This window comes from Leptospira weilii (assembly GCF_006874765.1).
GTDB lineage: Bacteria > Spirochaetota > Leptospiria > Leptospirales > Leptospiraceae > Leptospira > Leptospira weilii.
Genome location: NZ_CP040840.1, coordinates 620,370 through 645,000, shown reverse-complemented (window position 1 = coordinate 645,000; position 24,631 = coordinate 620,370). Strand labels below are relative to the sequence as shown.

The 24,631-nt window shown below is 39.6% G+C and carries 19 protein-coding genes and 1 pseudogene; 8 read left to right on the top strand and 12 right to left on the bottom strand.

The window, feature by feature from the left end:
- Positions 1–107: 107 nt before the first annotated feature.
- The 6 genes from FHG67_RS03090 to dusA form a co-directional block, all read right to left on the bottom strand.
- Positions 108–650, bottom strand: coding sequence for a hypothetical protein (locus tag FHG67_RS03090; protein WP_004500186.1), 543 nt, complete (start codon positions 648–650; stop codon positions 108–110).
- On the bottom strand, positions 650–2,362 hold the full coding sequence (locus tag FHG67_RS22160) for a DUF4132 domain-containing protein (RefSeq protein WP_004500184.1): 1,713 nt from the start codon (positions 2,360–2,362) through the stop codon (positions 650–652). The genes FHG67_RS03090 and FHG67_RS22160 overlap by 1 nt, the downstream gene beginning before the upstream one ends.
- A 15-nt stretch (positions 2,363–2,377) precedes the next feature.
- The gene (locus tag FHG67_RS22155) at positions 2,378–3,277 is read right to left on the bottom strand and encodes a hypothetical protein (protein ID WP_004500199.1); all 900 of its coding nucleotides are present in this window, start codon (positions 3,275–3,277) and stop codon (positions 2,378–2,380) included.
- A complete protein-coding gene (locus tag FHG67_RS22150; RefSeq protein WP_232423646.1) occupies positions 3,270–3,779 on the bottom strand; it encodes a hypothetical protein in 510 nt (169 codons plus the stop codon). Before FHG67_RS22150 ends, FHG67_RS22155 begins: the two co-directional genes overlap by 8 nt.
- 151 nt (positions 3,780–3,930) lie before the next feature.
- On the bottom strand, positions 3,931–4,434 hold the full coding sequence (locus tag FHG67_RS03080) for a WGR domain-containing protein (RefSeq protein ID WP_004500205.1): 504 nt from the start codon (positions 4,432–4,434) through the stop codon (positions 3,931–3,933).
- A 197-nt stretch (positions 4,435–4,631) separates the two neighbouring features.
- Positions 4,632–5,651, bottom strand: a complete 1,020-nt coding sequence (dusA, locus tag FHG67_RS03075) for a tRNA dihydrouridine(20/20a) synthase DusA (RefSeq protein ID WP_002556410.1) — start codon at positions 5,649–5,651, stop codon at positions 4,632–4,634.
- A gap of 109 nt (positions 5,652–5,760) precedes the next feature.
- Here dusA and FHG67_RS03070 point away from each other — a divergent pair, with 109 nt between their 5' ends.
- The 6 genes and pseudogenes from FHG67_RS03070 (at position 5,761) to FHG67_RS03040 (ending at position 14,496) form a co-directional block, all read left to right on the top strand.
- The gene (locus FHG67_RS03070) at positions 5,761–6,780 is read left to right on the top strand and encodes an LIC10647 family lipoprotein (protein WP_016760886.1); all 1,020 of its coding nucleotides are present in this window, start codon (positions 5,761–5,763) and stop codon (positions 6,778–6,780) included.
- Positions 6,780–8,732: a bifunctional tRNA (5-methylaminomethyl-2-thiouridine)(34)-methyltransferase MnmC2/FAD-dependent 5-carboxymethylaminomethyl-2-thiouridine(34) oxidoreductase MnmC1 gene (gene mnmC, locus FHG67_RS03065; protein WP_004496442.1), complete on the top strand. Its 1,953-nt coding sequence runs from the start codon at positions 6,780–6,782 to the stop codon at positions 8,730–8,732. Before FHG67_RS03070 ends, mnmC begins: the two co-directional genes overlap by 1 nt.
- A gap of 275 nt (positions 8,733–9,007) precedes the next feature.
- Positions 9,008–10,882, top strand: a complete 1,875-nt coding sequence (locus tag FHG67_RS03060) for a RecQ family ATP-dependent DNA helicase (protein WP_004496482.1) — start codon at positions 9,008–9,010, stop codon at positions 10,880–10,882.
- An 806-nt stretch (positions 10,883–11,688) separates the two neighbouring features.
- Positions 11,689–12,215: pseudogene (locus FHG67_RS03050) on the top strand (RNA polymerase sigma factor).
- Positions 12,216–12,217: 2 nt separating this feature from the next.
- The gene (locus tag FHG67_RS03045) at positions 12,218–13,555 is read left to right on the top strand and encodes a transcriptional regulator (protein WP_142499646.1); all 1,338 of its coding nucleotides are present in this window, start codon (positions 12,218–12,220) and stop codon (positions 13,553–13,555) included.
- Positions 13,552–14,496: a hypothetical protein gene (locus FHG67_RS03040; protein ID WP_004496615.1), complete on the top strand. Its 945-nt coding sequence runs from the start codon at positions 13,552–13,554 to the stop codon at positions 14,494–14,496. Before FHG67_RS03045 ends, FHG67_RS03040 begins: the two co-directional genes overlap by 4 nt.
- Before the next feature lie 151 nt (positions 14,497–14,647).
- Here FHG67_RS03040 and sph read toward each other — a convergent pair whose 3' ends face one another.
- On the bottom strand, positions 14,648–16,588 hold the full coding sequence (sph, locus tag FHG67_RS03035; RefSeq protein WP_142499645.1) for a sphingomyelin phosphodiesterase: 1,941 nt from the start codon (positions 16,586–16,588) through the stop codon (positions 14,648–14,650).
- Positions 16,589–17,636: 1,048 nt separating this feature from the next.
- Entirely contained in the window at positions 17,637–18,485 is an 849-nt protein-coding gene (locus FHG67_RS03030; RefSeq protein WP_002630758.1) for a tetratricopeptide repeat protein, read from the bottom strand.
- Positions 18,486–18,598: 113 nt separating this feature from the next.
- On the opposite strand from FHG67_RS03030, the gene FHG67_RS03025 reads away from it, so the two are divergent.
- The gene (locus FHG67_RS03025) at positions 18,599–18,778 is read left to right on the top strand and encodes a hypothetical protein (protein ID WP_026054530.1); all 180 of its coding nucleotides are present in this window, start codon (positions 18,599–18,601) and stop codon (positions 18,776–18,778) included.
- 8 nt (positions 18,779–18,786) lie between these two features.
- Here FHG67_RS03025 and FHG67_RS03020 read toward each other — a convergent pair whose 3' ends face one another.
- Complete coding sequence (locus FHG67_RS03020; RefSeq protein ID WP_004501832.1) at positions 18,787–19,614, bottom strand: crotonase/enoyl-CoA hydratase family protein; 828 nt, start codon at positions 19,612–19,614, stop codon at positions 18,787–18,789.
- Between the two features lie 112 nt (positions 19,615–19,726).
- On the opposite strand from FHG67_RS03020, the gene FHG67_RS03015 reads away from it, so the two are divergent.
- Entirely contained in the window at positions 19,727–19,948 is a 222-nt protein-coding gene (locus tag FHG67_RS03015) for an LIC12628 family protein (protein WP_004496604.1), read from the top strand.
- Between the two features lie 121 nt (positions 19,949–20,069).
- On the opposite strand, the gene FHG67_RS03010 is transcribed toward FHG67_RS03015, so the two are convergent.
- The 3 genes from FHG67_RS03010 to FHG67_RS02995 all read right to left on the bottom strand — a co-directional run bounded on the left by FHG67_RS03010 (position 20,070) and on the right by FHG67_RS02995 (position 24,559).
- Positions 20,070–21,449 carry a histidine kinase dimerization/phosphoacceptor domain -containing protein gene (locus tag FHG67_RS03010; RefSeq protein WP_036075767.1) on the bottom strand — a complete coding sequence of 460 codons (1,380 nt, stop codon included), beginning with the start codon at positions 21,447–21,449 and terminating at the stop codon, positions 20,070–20,072.
- A 1,529-nt stretch (positions 21,450–22,978) separates the two neighbouring features.
- Positions 22,979–24,097 (bottom strand): peptidoglycan DD-metalloendopeptidase family protein, encoded by a 1,119-nt coding sequence (locus FHG67_RS03000; protein ID WP_002618392.1) that lies wholly within the window; start codon positions 24,095–24,097, stop codon positions 22,979–22,981.
- A 51-nt stretch (positions 24,098–24,148) separates the two neighbouring features.
- Positions 24,149–24,559 carry a bactofilin family protein gene (locus FHG67_RS02995; RefSeq protein WP_002618425.1) on the bottom strand — a complete coding sequence of 137 codons (411 nt, stop codon included), beginning with the start codon at positions 24,557–24,559 and terminating at the stop codon, positions 24,149–24,151.
- Positions 24,560–24,631 lie beyond the last annotated feature (72 nt).

Here is a 24,631-nt window from a genome sequence, read left to right as displayed (position 1 = left end):
TGTTAAACTACAAAATGAAAACCCGGACAAAACAAATTTCACAACTAAATTTGAGAAATCGCTTCTATAGTTTTCAAAAAAAGAGATTATCCTGGAGTTCTCAAAGATTAAGAACGTTCAATTCTAGCATACGTATTTTCTCTTTCTTGAAAACCCCAAAAGACGGAAAGATGATTGGTAAACAATTTACATCGTCCGTTGTTTAAAATTTTTGTTACGCCAATAAAGATGCTTTTCCCATTGGAAAGAACCAATTCTATATCCTGAGGATAGTCGGATCTACTGTAAGAATGCCAAAGAACGAAATGACTATCCGCAATATATCTCCAGTGCAATTTCACTCTAACGATCCGAAGATCCTCTTGGTTATACTTTTCTTTCCAAAGATAAGTAACATCATGCGTTTCTTGTTCCTCGTCCTTCAAGAAGGTTCGAACCGTATTCCTTACGGAGATTCCAAAAACCCATTTTAAAAGGAACTCGTCCTCGTAACCGAATCTAAAACTCTCTTTTTGATCGGAATAAAGATAAACCGCTTCCGATACTCCGTGCGCATATTCAAAATTTTGAAACTGCCCGTAGTATCGGACATTTTCGATTTTTAAACCTATGAGCCGATTACATCTTCGCTCCAAATCCAGTTCCTGCATTATTCTTCATTTTTGGACTGGAGAATTCTATGCAAGTCGTACAAAGTTTCCGAGTAAACGATCGGATCTAAATTTCTAAAGGAAATCAATCGATGGTCCTTTTCGTTTTTCGGTTCATCATACACGTAACTTCCGGTTGTAATCGACCCTTGTTTAACGAAAAAGAATTCTTTAAAAGTGATTTGCTCGTCCATATTGTAATTCTGAACGTTCAGATTTTCCAGCATCAGAAACACTTCCACGTTTTCATTCGGAAATAGTTTTCGATAAGAAGAAACTTCCCCCGTGTCTACGACGGATCCTCTTCTCCAACCGTATTTCTCCGCACGGTTTTTAAAAGTGATTCCGACCATTTCCTTATTTTGAAACTGATAAGAAATTGTTTCATTTTTCTCTTCGGACGAAACCGCATACGTGCCTCGGTCCAACTGATCCAGAGGAGGTTCTATCTTTCTCTCTTTGAGCTTGGAAGACCAAAGGTTCCCTTCCGACGTATCGAGAGACAAAGGATGCAACAAATGAACTTTAGATTTTACGCCGAGTTCAAACTTACGATCGTTTGCATCCAAGATTTTGTTCTCAACGACATAAAAACGTTGCGCGTCTTGATTTTCCGAAACATGAACCCAAATAAAATTCTGCGAATAGGCATTTGCGATCGGGTTTTTAAGAAAAAATTCCCTCCAATCCGGGGAAGACCAGCTTCTCTGAACAACAAGATAATATTCCAGATTGATTCCAAATTGTTTTACGGCCTCTTTGAGAAGAGCGTTCTCTTCCTTATTTTTCTTCTTTTCGGCCTCGTTCATTTTGAGAGTTTTCACCTCTTTGCCATCTTCGTTGTAATAAGTAAATTTCAAATCCGGAGATATTTTTTGAGTATATTCAATTTTATTAATTTCTACTTTTTTGAAAAGATTTTCAAATCCTAAATCCGGCATAACCCTATCCCGAAGTTCGTACGAAGTTAAGGACATTTTGTCCGCGATGGATTCAAAAGCCTGTTGAGCAACCTCTCTCACATTTGGGTATTTGACTCGAAACATCTGTAAAATCCGGTCCAACGCACCGGCGGCAGTTATCGTGCAAATGAATCCGAGACAAGAGCAGGCGTTCAGGTTCATTTCCTTCTTAGCGACTGCTTCTATTTCCGGAACCACATCATCACTTCCTAAAATCCCCAAAATGGAAATCGCAAAACGATTCGGAGCCTTAAAACCTCCGTTTTTCAAAATCAACGAAAGCAGGCTTTTAGAAAATTTTTCGCAACTGGATTTGTCTATCAACGCGACTACGTCCCTCAACTCAAAGTCCATCTCAATGGCGGGAACCGTCTTCTGTCTGTAAAAGAGATAACGTATCTCTTCCTCCGAGAGAGGTTTTCGATCCTTCCATAAAATTTCGGGAAGCTTAGATTCGTCCAGCCACTTCGCCAAAGGTTTATCCAGTTTTCCTAATGCTTTTGCGACAGAAATTCTTCGTTTTGCCTCCTCAAAGTCCAGTTCGACCGGAGTTTTATAAACGACTCCCACGACTAAATTTCGAATGTCGTCGTTCTTTTCCTTTTCCAGCAAAGGTTTCAAAGATTCTACGGAATCCGGAGTGGATAAAAGACTCAAAACCAGAGCGCCCGCTTCGCGAACGTGAGCCTGTTTTTCATTCAATAATTCTAATGCTTTTGGAACTACTTGTTTTTCCGGAAGCCTGCTCAACGTTAGACAAGCCGTTTAGCTTACCTTCTTAAACTCGCTTTTTGCGATCTCCCAGGTTTTATCGTAGTATTTACTGTAATCTAAATTGGAAAGAATATTGAATGCCTGTCTAAAATGCCCCGCGATATCATCGTTTTTGATCGTCATATCTAGCGCTTCCCCCGCGATATCGACCGCATCCTGACCGAGATACTTTACCGCGACTCCGACGACGTTCAGATCCAATACTTTGGTTTTTTCGACATAGTTGAATATTTCCGTTTTTAAATCCGAGCCGAAATTTTTAAGAAGCCATTCTATATAATCCGAAGTATCGTCCCGATAAAATTCCTTGGACAAAGGCCAATCAAAATCGTATCCTCGATCCAGATTCTTATTTTTTCTTTCGGAGATATAATCGAGCGTAACTTTCGCGGAATCGACGACTTTCTGTTTATACTTATCTCGAAAGGACTCGTAAAGAATCCGATTCAGTTCCGCCTTACAGGAAACGCAGTCGATCGCCTCGATACGATCCAGGATAATCGATTCCATCAAAGCGGGTTTTGCTTTACAAAGAATCTCGATCGTCCGATGAGGTACATGTTTTTTTCCGTCGGAGCTGTCGTATTCTTTTATCTTTGTGATTTGGGAAATCAGAGGTTCTATCTTTTCAAATTTTTCCCGAACGAACAAATCCACGAATTGAGACGGAAGACTTTCCTTCATAAAATCCGAGATAATCTCGTCGAAATGTTCAAGCAAATATCTTCCGAAAGAAGTGATTCGATGATCGGAGGCAAACACGATTTCTTGAATCTTGTATTTTCGTTCCGCGAGCAGTTTGGTCTCGTCCACTCCGTATTCTTTGAGCGCGTTTAGAATATCCGAAAATAATTGAGAATCTTCGGGATCGTTTAGGACTTCCCTACCCAACCATTTGTAAAACGCTTCGAAAAGCCCTCTTCGTTTTCTTAAAAGACCAGGCGCCTTGAGTAATATATGCGAGAATTCTAAAGTCTATGGCCGTCCATTTTCGATACGGAGCCAAAACGTCCGGGAGAGTTCTGAAGTAATAGTGATCTTCCGCTATCGACTTAGGCACTTCGTCGATTTCTCCGGAAAAAAATTTCCGAAGGGCTTCCAACTTTTTGCGGGTATCGTCCTTATACATTTTATCCTTAACGTCACGATAAAATTTTTCCAGAGAATCCTTGTGTTGTTTCAGACTTATCTTAAATTCGTTCGAGTCGGTAACAGGTATCTTTTTTTGTTTTTTATCCGGGGTTTTATTCAGAAATTTTTGAATCGTTTCGACTCCCGCATACAAAACATCGCTGGGAACGTTTTCGACCCGACTTCCTTCAAAGTCAAAGCGGGAAAGATTGGCAAGTTTTGCGAAACCTTCCGAAATTTCGGAAAGATTGCAGTAAGCCATATCCAAAGTTTCCAAGTCCTCCATTTCGAAAACACATTAAGGATCGAAGCGAACCTATACTTTCCGGTAATCCCTTCAACTTAGGATTGTGTTGCACGTTCAGGCGTTTTAGATTGGAAAAACTTCCGATAGAATGCTGTAAAAAATCGATCTATTCGATACTAAGCCAGGTCAAAGTTTGCAATTTACCGATCGACTCCGGGATGGATTCCAACGATCCGCTTTCCTTGATTTCCAGATGATCCAAATTCTTCAAATTCCCGAGAGAATCCGAAAGGGTCGTTAAATCGCGCAACTCTAAATGTTTCAGCCAATCGAAGGAACAAATCTCCTCCAAAAGTTCCGAAGAACCGTGAACGCTAACGGATAATCTCTCCCCTTTTTGTTTTTTGGCATCGGCTACAACTTTTAAATCGAATGGATTTACATCTTTGATCGCAAGGAGAATCTCTTCGTAATCTTCTTTGAGTTTTGTTTGAACGAGACTTTCGATTTTCTTTTGACAAAGTTCTTCAGATTCAAAGGTCTGTTTCTCAGATTTGGCTTCTCCGCGCCCTTGTCCCTGAGCTGTGTTCAGAGATTTCGAATCGGCGCCGATTTCGATACTCCAGAATTTTTCCGATCTTCCTTTTTGATAAATAAAGTGACGAACCATGCATAACGTCCTAAAAGATATTGAGTCGTTTTTACGCGAAGATATCTATCGCAAAAACAACAACTAAATTCAGACTTTTTATGATTTTAGGGAAAAAGAAAATAAAAGAAGTGAACTTTCACTCACTTTAAAAAAGTATAAGGGTTATCCATCGATAAGTTTTACATCCAAATCATACAACAATATACGATATGCTTTTAGTTGGATGGGATCAAGTCCAACGTATCATTCGAAATCTCTCGTACGGCATCCAATAAAAGATCGCTCGAATAATCGCAGTACATTCTTTCCGTGAGGATTCTTCTAAAACTACGAGCGCCTTTCTCTCCATGAAACAAGCCCAACATATGCCTAAGTGCGTGATGCGGCTTACCATTTTTCTCTTTCAAAACAACTTCTTCGATATAATCCCTCATTCGAAGCAAAACCTCTCTCCTGCTTAAGGAAGGAGAATTATCGTGGAAAAACAAGGAATCCACTTCCGAAAAAAGATAAGGAGTTTCGTATGCGGCTCTTCCGATCATCACCCCGTCGTTCGTCTTGAGTCTATCCTGCATTTCGGCAAGAGTTCGAATTCCTCCGTTGATCTCGATCAAAAGATCCGGAAATTGTTCCTTTAAGGATTCAACGTACGCATAACGTAAAGGGGGAATTTGACGATTCTGAGCCGGAGAAAGTCCGCCTAAAACCGCGATTCTTGCGTGAACGATAAATCGCCTAACGCCCGCTTGGCGGACACATTCTATAAACCGACATAGGTCTTCCAAAGTTTCTTTACCGGGAATTCCGATCCTACATTTTACAGTTACAGGAATAGAAACACTACTGTCCATTGCGCAGACCAGTTCGGCGACCTTCTCCGGGGTTTCCATCAAACAAGCGCCGAAGTTTCCCTCTCTCACCCGATCGCTCGGACAACCCACATTCAGATTGATCTCGGAATATCCATAGTCTTCACCGATTTTGGAAGATTCGGCGAGGGCTTTCGGATCATCTCCTCCCAACTGAATCGCAAGGGGTAATTCTTCCGGACTGTACGACAAAAATCGACGACGATCCCCGTGAAGAATGGCGCCGGTATGAATCATCTCCGTGTATAGAAATGTATGTTTGGAAATGAGTCTTAAAAAATATCGAAAATGCCGATCGGTCCAATCCATCATCGGAGCAAGCGAAACCGGATACCGCTTCGGAATTTTAACACCTTTCTCTGACATAAGAGGATTCCGTTGTCAGAATTCCCTTCCAAACCCCTTCGGTCAAGAATCCTCTTTTTCAATTACGACTTGGAACTCAGAATGAATCATAAAAAAATGTCAGAAAAAGATGAGCCTTTCAGACGATCAGAAATCGAGAGTATTGATATCGAAAAGAATTGCCATTTTATCGGTATGGGTCTGTTGCGCAGTCCATTCCTCTTGTCGAACCCTCGAATCTTTTTTTGAAACCGTGATTCTTACCGGAGGAGTAGATTCCACCGAATTGAATTTTTTTACGAAATACACTCCGTTGGAAAACCTAATTCGAACGAACGCTGGTTTTAAAACGCCGAAAAATAATGACCTCCCGATCAATCATGATCCTCCGAAATCGGTACCTTTCTATACGGTCGATTCCATTCCGAGAAGACTGCCCGGCTTTCCTTTTACGGGCTATTTTAAATTTTTGAACTACGTCGCTTATGGCTTTACGATCACATCTCCCAGAAGCTTTCGAGGAAATCTTCTCAACTTTCCGGACGACGGAAGAATCTATTCAAATCCGATAGAACAAACCTTATACGGATTATATCCCCTTTCCGACCCTTTTGCCAGAAAAGCGGAATACTTATACATGGATTACCAATTCTATGGAACTCTCTATCTAGGATTTTTGGAATTTCAAAATTGGAATTTAGGAGTAGGAATCAACCTCGGTTATAGTATCTACGATTTTGATATTCTGGAAAGGGGTTTCAGAGTTTCCACCACACGAAACCAGACAAGGGGTATCGCGGGATTCAAAGTATTATACGAATATAATATTGGTCGATTTTTTGAAGATACCATTTTCTATAATTTGTATCTGTACCTGGAATTATCAAGTATCGGAAATAGAGAATACGATAATCGGGACCTACTCCGTATTGGAAACTTTGGTAAGACTCCGATCACTCAGACAATACCCACTTCCAACGGGGAAGGTTATCACGATCTTTACCTAACAATGAACACTTTCCGAATTGGAATTCGAAAAGAAATTCAATTATCCAGACTGACATCGGATGATTTACTGCGTAAAGAAAGCGGTCCCGGTGTAGAATCCGCTCCTCCGAAACCAACGGAACCCGTGCCCCCGAAAATCTAATGTTATCATGGAAAAACAATCACACTCCCGTATCGGATCGATTCGAGGATATTTACTTTTCCCCCGAAAACGGCTTGGAAGAAACCAAACACGTTTTTATCGGAGGAAACGATCTTCCCAATCGTTGGAAAAATTCGAATATTCAAAATTCGTTTTGTATTTTGGAACTAGGCTTCGGAACCGGGCTTAATTTTTTTACGACTTGGAAAGAATATTTAAAACAAAAAAATCGGTTTCGGCTTCATTTTATATCGGTTGAAAAATTCCCTCTCAGTCGGGAAGAAATCTCAAAAGCCATTTCCGCGTTTTCCGAATTGGGGGAAATCAAAGAGGAATTTTTATCCTCTTATCAAGATCTTATTCCAGGAATGAACTACTTCCGATTTTTAGAAGGAAAAATCCACCTAACTCTCTTTTTAGGAGACGTTGCGGACGCGTTATGCGAAATTTCCGGAAAAGTGGACGCGATTTTTTTGGACGGTTTTGCTCCTTCTAAAAATCCGGAGATGTGGGAAGAATCGGTTCTGAGAAACTTAAAAAACGTTTCCAAACCCGAAACCACTTTTTCCACTTTCACCGTCGCGAGAAACGTCCGGGATTCTTTATCCTCCGCTGGCTTTACGCTGGAAAAACGTCCCGGTTTCGGAAGGAAAAGGGAAATGTTGACCGGAAAATATTCGAATCCCGCTTCTGAAACGAAAGAATCGATTCCGAAAGAAAAACCCTGGTGCAAACGTTCCGATCCTGAATCACAAATCAAAACCGCGGCGATCGTCGGAGCCGGAATCGCAGGTTCGACGCTTGCTTATTCTCTGTCAAAACGAGGGATTCAAGTTTTCCTAATCGACCCGTCCGGAATCGCAAACGAAACCTCCGGGATCCCGGTAGCGATTTCCCATCCCCATCTCACGAAAACTCCGGGATCGGTCAGTTTGTTCACGTTACGCGCATTTCGATATGCGCTTTCCTTTCTTTCCTCATTTGCCGACAAAGATCAATTTGGAAAAGTCGGATTGTTTCACGGCGTAACAGAGGAGGCGAGTCTCGAAAGATTCCAAAAGAGCATAGAAAACCACAGACTTACCGAAGAAATCGCCTCCTGGAAACCGAACGACTCCGACTTCCATGAAAACAACCGATTTATCAAAGAACTAGGAGTTTTTTTCGAAAACGGTTTCTGGACCCGACCCGGATCTATCGCAAGAAAATGCGCCGATCAGCCTCGAATCAAATCGATACGAGCTACGGCGAATTCCTTCGAACGAACCGGGACTTTCTGGAAACTCGGTTTGAAAGAATCGGACCAAAAAATACTTGCAGATTCTATTATATTCTGTAATTCTTATTTGATTGGAAAACTAGTATCGTCTCTGTTCGAAGGAGAGGAGATATTTCCGATAAACAAAGTCCGGGGACAACTTATATCCTTAAAAGAAACAGAAAATTCCTCTCCTGTTTCGAACATTCTTTGTGCGGAACACTATTTGACACCTTCCGTTCAAGAAGAACACATTCTAGGTTCCACATTCGACGAATTCGACTTGAACCCGGAACCTCGAAAAAAGGATACGGACTTGCTTCTGCAATACGTTCAAACCAAATACCCCACTCTAAAATTCGATTCGAACTGCGTTCTTTCCGAAAAAACGGGATTCCGGGCCCAAACTCCGGACCGGTTTCCGATCATTGGTCCGATCTTCGATCCGAAAGTATTTCGGGAAACTTACAAAGAAATCGATTTACCTCGAAATCAGCGCAAAACGTTTCCAAATCTCAAAACGATCCCGGGCTTATACGTTTTCGGAGGTTTGGGTTCGAGGGGGGTTTTGAGTTCTTTTTTAGGTGCGGAGATTCTTGCGTCTTTAATACTGGGAGAACCCGCTCCCGTCGAATTCTCTATCTTGGAATCGTTGCATCCGGCTCGATTCCTCTATCGAAGAATTCGTAAGTAGGACGAGTTCAATCGAGTTGTTGAAAAATTCCATGATTCAAATTAACAAAACTTTTTCAAACGTCCATTTCAATGAAGCAAAAACGGATAGAGAAGTAATTTTCAACAACTCTAATATAAAAAAACGAGAAAGCGATTGTATTCCAAATGTTTGAATTGATTTACTCTTCTCTTACTCTAAAAAATTCAACACGGAGCTTACTATTGGATCCCACTACAAAGCGCACTTTCGACAGAAGCAACCACGCACAAGAAAGATTTTTCGGTTGGAATTAAATGAATTCGGAACAAAACAATCATATTCTAAATTTAGAATCCTCTCTTAAGGAAATTTGGGGAATGTCCCGGTTTCGAACCGGTCAAAAGGAATCGATCGAATCCGTTCTAAGCGGGAAAGATACGTTAGTTATTCTTCCCACCGGGGGAGGAAAATCGCTCATCTATCAGCTTCCCGCGGTTTTAGACCGATCTTCTTTGACGCTTGTAATTTCCCCTTTAATCGCATTGATGAAAGATCAAGTGGATTCTCTCAAAGCGAAGGGAATCGCCGCGGAATATTGCAATTCAACTCAAGACGATCTGGAGCAGCTTAGAATCCTAAGCAGAGCGAGCACAGGTAAAATTCGAATTTTATACCTCTCTCCGGAAAAAGCTCTGAGCAGACAGGTGTTCGAAATTCTTCCGAAACTTTCTCTGGGTAGGATCGCCGTCGACGAAGCGCATTGCGTATCCCAATGGGGACACGATTTCAGACCGGAATATCGAAAACTCTACGAACTTAGGGATAAATATCAACGCCAGATACCGATCGTAGCGTTAACCGCCACTGCGACTCCCAAAGTCATCCAAGACATATCCAACTCTCTAGGACTCAAAAACCCCACTTTGATCAAAGGGAGTTTTTACAGGGAAAATCTCAACTTCTCGGTGCGATTCCCTCAAAATGAAACTTCCAAGGAAAACGAGCTCTTAAAACTTTTAATCCGAGGAAATTTTCAAAAAACCGAAAGCGGGAAAGCAATTATTTACTGCGCAACCAGACAAAAGGTGGAATCAACCTACAATTTCCTAAAGAAGAACGGGTTTAAAGTCGGTAAATATCACGCGGGCAGAACCGATTCGAGCCGGGAAAAAACTCAAAACGGGTATAATATCGGAAAAACGAACGTACTTGTAGCGACTAACGCGTTCGGTATGGGTTTGGACAATCCGGACGTTCGTTTGGTTGTTCATTTTCAAATCCCCGCGTCTTTGGAAAGCTATTACCAAGAAGCGGGAAGAGCCGGAAGGGACGGAAAGTCTTCGAACTGTATTCTTTTTTACCATCCCTCCGATCTGGTAACTCAGAATTTCATTATCGGAAAAGAAAATAATCGGAAAGGAGGGGAAACGTTACTCTCCTTTGTAAAAGAATATGCGATCTCCGACCGATGCAGGCAACAAATTCTTTGTTCTTACTTCGGCGAAGAAATCAAATCCTGTAAAACCTGCGATATCTGCTCGGAAAAAGAATCTTCGAATATCTCATTCCCTAACGGAAGGGATCAATTCCTCGAAAGAGAAAAGGCTAAAAAACAAAAACAAGAAGAAAGAGAAAGATACGATTTTTCCGAAGACGAATTGGAAACGATAGAACAAGTTTTAGAACAGATTCCCGGTAAATTCGGTAAAAGAATGATCGCCGGAGTTCTGCGAGGTTCCAGATCAAACGAAATCTTGAGAAAAAAACTAGATCGCATAGTCGGATACGGTTCCTTACGCTCGATTCCGGAGGAAGCGATTTTAAAAACTTTGGACGAATGGATTGCGACAAAAAAAGTAAAAATCGTAGGAGACAAATATCCGAAACTTATCCTTTCATCAACCGTTATCGTTAAAACTCCGAGAAAGAAAAAAGAGCCGGATATTGGCGGAGAAAAGAAAACCCTTTCCGCGAAAAACGTTGTCCAAGAACTGAAAAACTTTCGCGATAGAGAAGCCAGAAGAAGGAAATGGAAGAAGTTTATGGTGCTTCAAAATCCGGTGATCGTTCAAATCGCAAAATTAATGCCGTCCACTCCGGAAGAGTTATCTCTCGTTAAAGGGATGGGTTCCGCTAAAGTTGAAAAATTCGGGAACGATATTTTGAAAATTTTAGAAAAATGGAAATGATTTATAAATCTTTTCCTGAGAAGAATCCCAAGACTTACATTTCTATAAAAAGCATGTCCCAAGACCTGGAGAGCGCCCTTGGGAAAGCTCTGTGCTGAATTCTATCGAGCCCTCGTGGAACTCTCAATGTTGCTTCTTGGGGCATTTAGGAAGCGAAGGGCTTTTTAGTTTCACAAAAATATAGGAACGTTTTAGATGTCGGGGCTTTAGGAATCAGGTATTCATTCTTAACGATACTTTTTAATGGATAAGAATATAAGAATCAGGTTTACAGAAATCAGGACGCTTGATGGATAAAATCAGGATTCAAATAAAAATTAAAAAAGTCTCTCCTTTAAGGCTCAAACTATATAAAATTTCATAAATGCTTGTCTCACTTACGTGAAAACCTCTCTATATTTCTTTCGTGATTTCATTGGAAGTTCCATACGCCGCAGGTTCTACTGCCGCATCCGGTATATTTTTTTCTCCAAGTTTTATATTTCGGGATCTTGTACCACTGAAGAAAAGTCCGGGATATAACTTCCTCGAAGGATTTAAGGATCACACAGTTTATAAACGATTAGGAAAAATCGGGAAAGGATCCCAATGAGATTCTTTCTCGAATTAATCCGAAGTTAAAGGAGGCTAACCACTGATTCGCATTATTCGGAGAAATAGATTTTTACGGAATTATAGTTTGATTCCGTGTTTTGAAAAATTTCTATTCGAAGAATCGTTTTTAATTTCAATAGTCGAAATCGAACTGAAATTTTCTTAAGAGAAAAATCCATCCAGTTTGAATTCTTATACGTAGAATATAAATTATGAAGTTAAATCAAGATCACGATTTTTCTCTATTTTATCGGAACTACAAGGATTCGATTTATAAGATAATCCGTTTTCTTTCCTCCGATCCCGAAGAAGTGGAAGATATCGCTCAGGAAGTTTTTTTGAACCTCTATAAAGCGTTTCCGAATTTTTCACCGGAAAAAGGAAGTTTTTACGCATGGGCGGCTACGATTGCAAAAAATACTTACTATACCTATCGAAAAAAGAGAAAGAAAGATTTGTTAATCGAGAGAGAGACGGCGCTTTTATAGAATCGCTTCCGGTAAAAGATGATTTTATTCGGAGAATAGAAACACAAATCGTGGAGGATGAATTGAGAGAAGTTATTTCCTCTTTACCGGAACCGGAAAAAAGCATCATCTTATTGAAAGAGATCAACAATTATACTTTGGAAAAAACATCACAAGCGCTGAACATATCTTCGAGAACCGTAAGTAGAAAACTATTAAAAGCGTTGGATCTACTTAGAGAAGAATTAGAAAGAAAAAAAGTGGTATTGTAATTATGGAAAACAAAGACCTACAAGAAGAATTCGAAGAATTGATGTCCTTGTTTCTTTTTGAAGAAGCCGGGTTGGAAGAAAACAAAAGACTAAACGAAATCATAACTCTTTATCCGGAATTTGAAAAGAGATACCACAACTACGTGAAAATGCAAACGGGTTTAAAACAACATAAACTCGTTCTCGAGGAGATTCTCTCAGAACCCTCAACCCCTAAAACGCGTCTATTTCAAAGAAGCTTTAGAAATCAATTTCTGGTCATCGCCGCGATTATTTCCTTAGTTATTTCCTTATCCGTGATCTTTAAAATGGAAATGTTCCGTAAAACCGAGATGATCCCTATGGAAGTTACAGGCGCTTGTAATCCGGAAACTTTACGTCATGATTGGATTCGCCCCGATCAAAATTCTTTTTGCGAAGTGAAAATCAACGGAGAACAAGGTCTCGTTCATTTTAGAATTTTTCCGAATTCGGAAGTTCGCATTTTAAAACTGACCGAAACCGCTCGGGAAGTGGCTACGTCAGGTTACGGTCTGTCCATTTTTTTGCAAAAAGGAAATCTTTTGTTAAACGAAACGTTAACGAATAATACGACATCTCAAACTAAGATTTATCTCAACGGAACCGCAATCCAACTAAATGGGACCAAAGTATGGATAGAAAGTGCGGAAAATCGTTACAAAGTGAATGTGTGGGACGGCTCCGTGCGGATCCGTTCTGGAATCAAATACCTACTTCCGTTCTTGCTGGATCCTAAAAAGGAAGAATTGATAGAACATTCTTTGAATAAACAAACGGGTTCAAACTCCGGACAAAGGACCGAGTTGGAAGAAGTATGGACGGACACTTCTTCGGAAGATATCTCTAACTCTTATTTTGAAATAAAACCTTTAAATCTGTCGGGAAGTCGGGAAGAAAGTTTATTCAAAACTTTGAAAGAAAATCGGCTTGATATAAAAAACGAACAAGAAAATTTGAATATTCTAAAAGAGATTCAACGACAAATCATAAAAAACGTCTCGCAAAAAAAGCAAGCCCCTTTGAACGAGTCTTACATCAAAGATCTAGAAAATATTTCGAATCATCTTGGAAATTCTGAACCTATAAAACTTCCGGAGATAGAAGAAAAACAGGAACCGATCGAAAGAAAAACTTCGACCGCTACAAATACCGAGGGCAATCAAGAAAAACCTTTACGTTTAGGAAATAAAACGATTCAACTCAAAGACGGAACGATACTTAAAGGAAATTTAATACAGTACGGAAACCAATATATCTTGGAAGAAAACGGAAAAAAAAGAATCATCGAATCCGCAAATATAGAATCGATTTCATTTTGAAGACCCTAAATTCAAATCACTTTTTCAAAAAAATCTTGGAGGCCCCTCTCTCGGAAATTTTTTGTATATTCCTCATATTAAATCCGATCTGGGTTTTTGGAAATACTTTGATTCTAAAAGACGGAAAAAAGATAGAAAACGTCAAAACTTCACTGCGAGAGGATCACGTCTTAGTCGAGGACGAAACAGGAAAGGTCGAAAAAATCGACTTAGCTCTGGTTGAAAAAGTCCTTATTTCGGAAATCAAAGAGACAAAAAAAGAGTATAATAATATTAAAAAATTCTATTTTTCTTGGAATTTTTCGATCTGGAATTCAAAAGTAACGGAAAAAATGAATTTCAACCGCAAATACGATATCACGGACCTCATCACGGGCGTAATCTATATAGATCCTTATCTTGAGAAAAGATATACCGTAAACATTCAAACAACTTCCTTTAATGGCGAATATCGTTATAATTTGAATCTCAGCTTTTTACTCGGACTCGAACTAAGTTCTTATTCTTTTCCGGATCGTACGATTTCCCCACTTATCGGAATCCTTACAAGCGCCAATCTGAACTCAACCCCGGAATATCAAGCTCTATCCAGCATTTCTTTAAATATGTTTCTGTTGGAAGGAAATTTTAATTTTAATAAGCACAGTAAGTTCAGCGTAGAAACTCTTTCACTCTTGCCGGGAGTGAAATATTATTTTCCTCTTTCCGAATCTATTCTTTGGTTTACTCAAGTAGGCTTGGGAATCGGGAAAAGTACTGAAAGTGGAATACATTCCAAAGTACAAACGGTTCTTTTTGCGGGAACGGGTATTCAATGGGAATTAGAGTCTTACTTTTTTAATATAGCTCTACAATACCGAAAAACAGATTTAATTGGAGCGACGCAATCTTATCATTTTAGCGAGCCAATTTTTATGATCGGCGGCGGGTTAAAGCTGTAAGACAAAATGGATGACTTCTCTCGGGCTTAAAACCTGGGAACGACATAAAATTTCTACGTATTAATTACAAAACAAACTCTGCATGTGTAAACACGTAGCAGCAAAAGATGGCAAGGAAATTCCCGGCCACCTTTCGCTTGATTTTTAAAGTTCAACGATAAATTAGATTCTTACTCCAATCCATTTCGGGAGAGGAATCTAACTTAAGATAAAAAGTTTCTCTCGGGCCTAGCTCGTCCTTCCAAAGATAGAAATATTTATCCCACTTACCACCTTCCCAAGCGGTGAGAAAATATCGTCTCTTTGAAATAGTATCATAATCCTTGAATGCGATTCGACTCCCGTCTCGCAAACACCCTCCGTCTAAGTTTATGATTTGGATTCGATTCGACCCGTCATTGAACTTGGAATAGTACGCGTAGTTACCTTTCCCTCCGCCGAGCCACCAATTCCAAAAGTAATTTAAAGAATGAGAAGATTCAACCCGAATAGGTCCGCTTTTCATACAGGAGGGATTCGAATCGGGATCGTTAGTCTGCACTAAATTGAATTTTGTTAAGTCGGTTTCTGTCGTGGCATTCACTTTCAACCATGCGTTCGATTTTTTAGAACTGGCTTGAATTCTTCTTCCGGTGGCCGCGGATACAAAGGAAACTCGATCGTATTTTCTTTTACGTCCGGACTTCGTAGGGGTGGACGAATCCGCATATATAAAACCGTAAACGGGATAGTGATCGGAAAATTCATCACTCGTATATCCCCCTACGGTCCAAGTTTTTGCAGAGATCGGATCGTAAGCTAAATTCTGCCAAACCGGAGGTTGGAAATGTGATTTTGAAACAAGTATATAATCCAAATATACGGGCTCCTCTTTCTCATAATAAAAAGCGGTAATTTCGTTGGTTTTTGTATCCCACGTAAAAGGAACTCCCACATACCTAGGATTGTTTACGTTCAATGTATAAAGCATCCAATAATATTCTCTACTACCTTTGATTACATTCAAATCTCCCGCGATCAGAACCATTTCGTCCTTCGGAATTTTTTTTGAATCGATAAAACTCCTGATTTCGCTGAATTGATTCATTCTTGAGACGATTCCTAAGTTCGCACACGAGGAGTCTTGTGCTTGTACATGAGTTCCAATGATATGGAATTTTTTTCCGTTTTTATTGATTCTCACATAAGCAAATCCTTTATTAGAAAAAAAATCTGCACCGCATCCTTTCTCTTTAAAGATATGTTGTATCTTCTCTTCAATGGGCCATTTACTTACGATAACGACTCCTCCGTTAGTGAACGCATCGAATCTGTACAGACCCAAAGTAGCGTCCCAACCTTTTTTGGTTCTTCCGATCACATCGGTTTGATACGGATATTCCGAACGAACTCCCTCCAAAAGAATTTTCCTTGAGTCCGTATCAAAAGCTTCATCGAACACAATGACGTCTTGATTTTGAATATAATTAGAACTCACGATGCGTTGTGCTCTTTCGTTTTGCCCCCAATTTCCCCAGCCTGGAAGCATTTTCGGCAACAGAAAAACGTTGTGACTTAGAATTTTAATTCCCATATTCTCAGAAATAGAATTCTCAGAAATAGAATTCTCAGAAATAGAATTCTCAGAAATAGAATTCTCAGAAATAGAATTCTCAGAAATAGAATTCTCAGAAATAGAATTCTCAGAAATAGAATTCTCAGAAATAGAATTTTCGGAAATAGAATTCTCAGAAATAGAATTCTCAGAAATAGAATTCTCAGAAATAGAATTCTCAGAAATAGAATTCTCAGAAATAGAATTTTCGGAAATAGAATTCTCAGAAATAGAATTCTCAGAAATAGAATTCTCGGGAATGGAATTCGAGGAAATGGAATTCGAGGAAATAACATCTGCGGGACTGGAACTTGTAGAGTCAGAACCCGTTAAATCAGAATTCGTAGAACCAATGCTCTTATTATCCGAAATGTAGATCAAAGGCATAAGCAAATCGTTATACAATGATCGCCTATCGGCCTTACAATCTATTAGAAAAAACAATAAGAGACAACAATTTACAAGAAGCCTCACTTTTGTATATTTTCTTATTCTCATACACTATCTCCATTCTTTTTAAATCAATGCCCATACTATAACATAGAGTTCAACAAGAAGAATAGTATTTTATAAAAAACGATTCGATTTCACATAATGCTCAAGTAATTGCAAGCATCGATCCCTAAAGTAACCGCTAATGTCGCAGATGCAAAAAAATAAACAATGAAAAGCGAATAAAGTCTTTGTTTATTTTTTAAGTTATGTTTCAAGATTAAATGAAGAAATTTGATAATCGTATGTCATATGGAAAACCACTCCTACCGATCCCTATAAAATAGAATATCGCCAATTTTAGCGCAAAGCCCGAATTTAGACACAGAATTTCGAACACTCTATTATGTAGGGATAGTAATCTTTTGATGATTTTTGAAATTCTATGCTGGATTAGATCAGGCGATATTTACAATGCCGAATCGCATTAAGAATATAATATATACATTTTATTATTTCAAAAACAATTCCGTAAAAGCAGAAATTAGACTTCAAATATATCTAATGTATCGAAAAACCGCACCTAAGGTTTTGGAACAAATTCTTAATAATTAACGTGAGTTCGGCGTAATAAATGCGAAAGCGATTATTATGTTGCGATTCTTAGAGAGCCGTAATCAACCCCACAAATTAAGAAAGCTTTTGGGATAATAAGGATCAAAAACTGATATTTTTCAAGTGTTCCGACAAGAATGATACTTTTTACTTGCAAAAAGTATCATTTTCTGATAGAGAAAAATCTCCCGAGCCTTTCCACCTCCGCCACCAAAACTCAGGCACAACGCTTCCTAAGGGGCGCGTTGAAGAAACTCAACGCAGAGTTCCTAAACTCAAATCTCGCTCCCGAAGGGTCGCGAGATAGGTCGCTCTGCGGGGCGTAAGTTTTACAGAGGATTTGTCGGAATTCCGACGATTTATCTTCGGATCCAAGTATTTGTGGGGTTGGTTCTGTTAGAGAGCAACACTTTAGTTTCTTATTCGCCCAAACTTTCTTACGACCCTGCTCACGTTAAGTAACAAAAAAAGGATCCGCCGAACAATTCTCCAAATCCGCTTAAGGCTCTTCTATTTCAACATTTTCTAATGTATCGAAAAAACCGGTTTGAAGCAAAGGGGCGAAATCGATCATGTCTTCCGCGTTCAGTTTGAGACCGTTTTCCATGGAATACGCCTGTAATAAGGATGCGCAGGCTAAATGACTTTCACCAAGCTGAGCGTGCGCTCGCGCTTTGATAATTAGAATGTCTGAATCGGATTCTCCAAAATATTGAACATATAAATCGATGAACTTAAGGGCATTTTTATGATCAGAAACCTTCAAATAACACTGAGCGATCATATCGTAATGAAGAAAGTTCTCGTCGCTATCCATACGCATCGACGTTTTGAGGGAAACCAATGCGGAGTTGTAATTTCCTCTTTGATAATAAAGGTGCCCTAGTTCCGCCCAGATGTCTTTGCGAAGAATTCCTCTTCCTCTTGAAAGTTTTTCTTGAGCCAAGGCCTGTTTCAAAACGGCAATCGCCTCATTGGATCGATCTGTATCTTTCAAAAGAGAAGCCAAAGTCAGATAAAGTTCCAATTGATCCGGGTAGAGATCGATTCCCTTTGTAAGAATCTTCTTAGCCTGTTTGAAATTGCTGATTTTGATGAGATAGTTGGAATAATATAAATAACTTCCGGGCTCGTTCGGATACTTGGTGATGATTTCGTGAAAGAGACTTAAGGTCTCCCGAGTGTTTCCAATATGATACTGACACCAGGCTTGACGATTACGAATTTTAAGAATCGTTTTGGGATTAGCGGTAAACGAGAGGGCTTCTTTGTAGAGATTGAAGGCTTTGGTGAATTCTCTTTGATTCTCCCTCTGAATCGCGGATCTGATCAGTGCGGGGAAACTCACAGTTTAGACAGATTAAAAATTTTCAAAAAATAATCAAGTTTTCTATTTATCACCCGAAAATAGAATTGGGGGAAAAAGAGAGAAAAACCCAAAATTCTCGGAAGAGGGAATTTATGAATATCAATGGAAATACAAACCAGAGTTTACTTTTGGAAAGAGTCGCGAATTTGCCTAGGGAAATCTTTCAGGTACAAAGCGATCTGAATCGAAAGATGTTGAATCTTGCCGTGGAAGTGGGAATTCGAAATTCAAAAGAAGAAGGACAAAGAAAAATCCTAGATCTTTACGCGTAATTCCCAGATCAGTCTTGATTGTAAACGGGACGTTTGCGTTCCCGGAAAGATTGTACCGCTTTTCTAAAATCCGCGGAATCGAGAAAACTCGAATTCCAAAGTGCAACATAATTCAGACCGGCTTCCAACGGTTTTCCTTCAGAATATCTCATCACATCCTTCACGCCGGACACTACGATTTTAGGATTTTCGGCTATCTCTTTTGCTGTTGCAAGAGCGACTTCCATCATTTCTTCTTGGGTCTGAAAAATCTTATTTACGAGCCCGATTCTCTCCGCCTCGATTCCGTCGATATCTTTCCCGGTTAAAGCCAATTCTCGCGTATGACCTTGTCCAATGATAGAGGGAAGTCTGTTGATCGAACCCATATCGGCAACAATCGCAACTTTTGCTTCCCTGAGAGAAATCGACGCGTCTATCGTAGCATAACGAATATCACACGCGGAAATCAAATCCAACCCACCGCCAATACAATGTTTTTGAACTGCGGCAATGGACGGTTTTGGTGAATCGTAAACGGCGTTGATTCCTTTTTGCATTTTAAGAATGAGATCGAAGAATTTTCTACGGTCACTACCTAAGGGAGCTTGGATCAAATTGCCAAATTGTTGGATAAAAGAATCCAAATCCAAACCAATGGAAAAGGATTTTCCTCTTGCGGCGATTACAAACGAGTGAATATCAGAATTCGCATTGATCTCCTCAATCGCATTCGGCAAATCCCTCCAGAAAGGCCAATCCATTGCGTTTCTTTTTTCAGGGCGATTGAGATAAAGAACGGCGGTTTTATCTTCGGGTCTTACGACAATTTCAAAAAATTCAAAATGGGCTTTCATCCCAGTCACTCTGGGAATGAAAAAAAATCTTACAAGTCATTCCTAGTCGGAAGAAATGGTGGACAATTTTCATATTATGAGAATGATTCTCATAATCTTTAGGAGGATTTGAGTGATCATCAGTTGGGAAAAAATGCGTCATCCGCATCCAAAGGAAGAATGGAAAAAGCTTTTAGAGAAGGTAGATGTTATACAGGAAAAACGAGGGAGTTCCCACAGATTTTCCAAAAAACATCCATGTATTGAGAAGAAAACAAAAGAAGGAACCATTGGAAATTCATTCTTTGTTTGGCACTATGCAAAGCAAATTGAAAAGGGTTCGAGTTCAAACTAGGAACTCATTGTTCAGATTTTTAGGAAATCCCATTACCTGAGAACCATTCTAGTTTTGAAAAAGATTAGAGAGCCCCTTCCCTCGATTTGATCTGAAAACCGAGAAAGGAATTCTTACTTTTTCAAACAGAAACAGGAAAGCTCAGTTGAATACAAGCGCCTTGTTGGTTGAGAAAACCGACTTTCCCATCGATTTGTTTTGCAAGGGATTCCACAAGAGATAAACCGAGCGAACTTGGACTTCTATTTCGAATCGATTTTTCGGGAAGCCCTTTTCCGCTATCCGAAATCTCAAGAGTCAGCATTTCGTTCTTTCTCGTGAAACTAACCCGAATCAAACCGGATTCAAGGTCCGCCAGTCCGTGTTTTAAAGAATTTGTAATGAGTTCGTTGATGATCAAAGCGAGATTCATTCCAATCTCGGCTTTCACTTTTGCCTCTTGTATATTTAACTCCAACCGAATCTTTTCCCGATCCACCTGGTAAATTTCAAAAAGTGCATCCGTAAGTTTTTTCACATAGAGTTCGAAGCTGATTGAGGAAAGATCCTTACTTTCATAAAGAATTTCATGAAGAAGCGCGACTGCACGCAAACGATTCTGACTTTCCCGAAGAAGATCATTGGATTCTTCGTCCGCTTGACCGGATCTAAGACTAAAAATAGAGGAAATGATCGTGAGGTTATTCTTAATTCTATGATGAATTTCTTTGAGATAGGTATCTTTTTCAGTCGTACTCGTGTGTTGTTCTTTGGTTCTGAGAATATTAAAAGTTCCGGTTAACTTTTCTTCCGCTCCTAAAATCGGAGAACTTTGGAGCTGAATTTCTTGGCTATTTCCGTTTTTCGAAATTAAAAATAGATTTCCACTTTCTCTAGGAAGTCCGGATTTGAGAACTTCTTCCACTACGCTCCCGATCGTATCTCCGGTCGTATTTTCAAAAAAAAGAATTTCCCGAACCGGTTTTCCAAGATGATCCTTATATTTACAACCGGTCAGTTTTTCCGCTGCAGGGTTCATAAAAAGTAGAAAACCATTTTCATCCGTAGTTACGATCCCCGCCCCAAGTTGATCCAATGCTCCTTTCAATTTTTCTTCGGTTTGTTTGGATCTCTGCTCAATTTCGTTTTTATAAAGAGCCACTTCGATCGAAGAACGGAGTTGATCGGATTCAAAAGGCTTTACGATATATCCAAGAGGCTGAGTTTTTTTGGCTCTATCCAAGGTACTTTCGTCAGCGTATGCGGTAAGATAAATCACGGGAGTGTGAAAACGATTCCGAAGTACTTCGGCGGTTTCGATTCCATCTAGATTTCCCTCTATGTTTATATCCATGAGAACAAGATCCGGATGATTTTCCTCGGCTTTCTGAATCGCCTCCTCTCCTGAAGAAGTAATCCCTACGAGCTCGTAACCCAATTTTTTCAGTTTTTGACCTAAATTGACGGCAACGATGATCTCATCTTCGACCACCAATATTTTGGGTTTTTGAAGCATACTCATTAGTTACTAAAAATAACTCCGAATTCAACAAGTATTTGTCAAAACGTACAAAAAGTCACAATAAAATTTTTAATTTCGAGAACGTAATTTTCACTTCCGAATAATTTGCGGACAAAAAGTCTCTTTTAAGATTTTACCATGAGACAATTTGTGAACATCCGTTAGGTGACTTTACGGGAAGTAACTAACTTTCCGTAAAAATCAAGGAAGAATTCACTGAGTTATCACCAATCACATCAAAACCAGGATTGAGAAAGAATTTGTTTTATACGCTCCTTTGAAAGATGCCTCAGCTTACTTCAGATTAAGTAAATATATCATCTTGTCCGAAATTTGATGTCGCATTAGATTGGTTCACTTTAAAATCACTTCTTCGAATTTTACGCTAATTTCATATACGAGCTCCTTGCCGAACGATTTCTTTTGAAATTTTTATTCTATTTTCCGGGTTTCAAACGGTTTATGTCTTAAAAATTCTCCAATCCATAATAATCCTATCGAAAACGCTTTTGTATCCGTCATTCGCAGAAAAGTTTGCAAATATGAGTCCGGTTTTAGCGTTCCTTTTAACAACTTACCACTCGGACGCACGAATAGAAATTGCTATGATAAACTTATTTCGAAAATTAGAATGTTAGAATCTTTCTCTAAAAAGTCGGGTTTTCCCGATTTGACTTAATTTTTGAAAACCGCTGTATTTTTGCAAAACCGACCGCTTATTTTCGAGTATTATTTTCATACGTCCGAGTAGCAATTATCGTATTTTATTATAACTGAATATTTCTGGTTCGACCTCATATCCGAAATCAATCGTTTTATCGCAACGTTTTCAACGTAAAATATTTTTCTAATATTCCGATATCGAATTTGTATTTTTTAAACATAGTTTCTATAGATCGTTTCTCGAAAAGCCCTTCGGAAAAAAATAGAAACCAGCGTATTAGGGGTCAGTGGATAGAAATCAGAATTCAGTGTAGCGCCCTAGAAAAAGTTGTCAGTAAGAGGCCATAACCAACCCCACAAGTACTTGGATCTCAAGATCAATTTGTCGGAATTACGACAAAATCCTCCGTGAAACTTAGTTCCCACAACGCGATCCTTAGAGAGCGTTGTGCTGAGTTTCCCTTATTTTTGGGTGGGGGAGAATAAACTCTATTTCGCTCTCTACGGGTCGCGCAATAGGTGGAAAGGTTCGGGAAATTTTTCTCTATCAGAAAATGATACTTTTTGCAAGTAAAAAGTATCATTCTTGTCGGAACACTTAAAAAATATCAGTTTTTGATCCTTATTGTCCCAAACTTCTTAATTTGTGGGGTTGGTTATGGTAAAAGGCAGCAAAGATGACAACGATCAAACGTGTATGTAAAGTCCTAACACCTACAGTGACTCAACCTCACTACTTGAAACGTGGGAACTTCAGCGTTTGTTATGAACTTGCCGAAAGATTAGTCGATTTCCTTGAAGATATTGAGACGGGATCTAAAATCGAAAAAATGGATAAAAAAAAGAGAATCCTCACATCACCAAACTCAATGTGTAGGTCCGCCCTTTCTAAACGTAAGACCCTTTAAATATTTGGAAGGGTTAACGGGCTTTCCGCTTTTGATGACTTCGAAATGTAAATGAGGCCCGAACGAATAACCGGTGGAACCGGATCTTGCAATCTTCTTCCCTGCCAGAACATAGTCCCCACGTTGAACGAAAAGTTTGGAGTTATGCGCATAAAGAGTTTTAAAATCGTCCGTATGTTCGATGACGACTACGTTTCCATAACCGCCCATCCAACCGGCGTAAATCACCTTACCGTTTCTCGCGGCGGCAATCGGCTCGTAAAAGGCCTTTAAGTCGAGCCCCTCGTGAAACTTTCTTCTGGGGAAAGTCCTAAATCCGAAATTGGAAGTTACGACTCTGGACGCAACAGGGATCACCCACTTCGGAGCTGGATCCGGAATCACCGCACCCGGTAAGAATAGTTTCTGGCCAGGTCTAAGAATATCCAGATCCTCCAATTTGTTTTCCGACAAAATTTCATCCAGGTTAACCTTATAAAGGCTGGCAACTTTGGCGACAGTGTCCCCCGTTTTCATTTTGTAAAGAAGACCTTGTTTATTCGGAATACTTAATATTTGACCGGGATAAAGTGTATCTTCGATTTTGATATTGGAAGAACCCGCGATAGATTCCATCGAAACCTTAAAACGAGTAGCAATTTCAGCCAATGTCTCATTTCGCTTTACCCGATATGACGTAACTTTGAATTGTTTCTTCTTTTCGGAAGGATTCTTGAGTTCCTTCGCCATCAAAATCGTAAGCTTTGCCTTTTCGGATTCCTCCAAAAACTTTTCATCCCCGGATTTTGCTTTTAAGTCCTCGGAATCGTTTTCGGTGATTTCATGTCCCGCAGAATCCATCATCGCACTACTCGGATTCATCCCGAATCCCAAGAATGCGAGAAAAAGCGCGATAGATGCGAATATAGGAATGAACCGGAACTTTTTTCTCCGAAAATCCAGATTTCCGTGATAGAGATTTCCTCTAAAATAAAACGAATAGTGAAAATGAAATGCGCCCAGGTAAATCAGAGTAAAATTTTCCGTCCGAAGGAGTTCCTTTCCCGCGGTCAGTTGTCTGGGCTTTTTGAAGATCATACAGGGAAAATATCGGCCGCTTTGTAGTTCTTTCTATAGGAAGAAAAGAACTTATTCGTCCTTTCCGTTGTCCAACGTCCGAGTTCCGCCGAAAGACTCTTCTACGATTTTTTTTACGTCTTTCTTTTGTCCGCCTGTGATCGTTATATTCCCCTTCGCAACCACTCCTTTAGCGAGGTGAAGCGCAGGAGCGACAATATCTCCAAGAAGCCTTCCGGTTTCTTCCAGACGAACTTCGCTTTCAGCCTTGATGTTTCCGATCATAGTCCCGGAAACGGTCACCTCTTTGGCCGCGATATTCGTTCTTACCTTTCCAGTCTCTCCGATATAAAGAGTATCGTCCGTTTTGATTTCTCCTTCGAATTTACCGTCGATACGAAGAGAACCCGCGATATAAAATTTTCCTTCGAAAATAGATCCTGGACCGATTACACTGTTATTATTTTCCCTGCCGATGGCCATCTAAAACTCCTGCTAACAATCAAAACCTATCCCCTAACCGGAGACACGCCGTAAATCTATTTGTGTACTCAA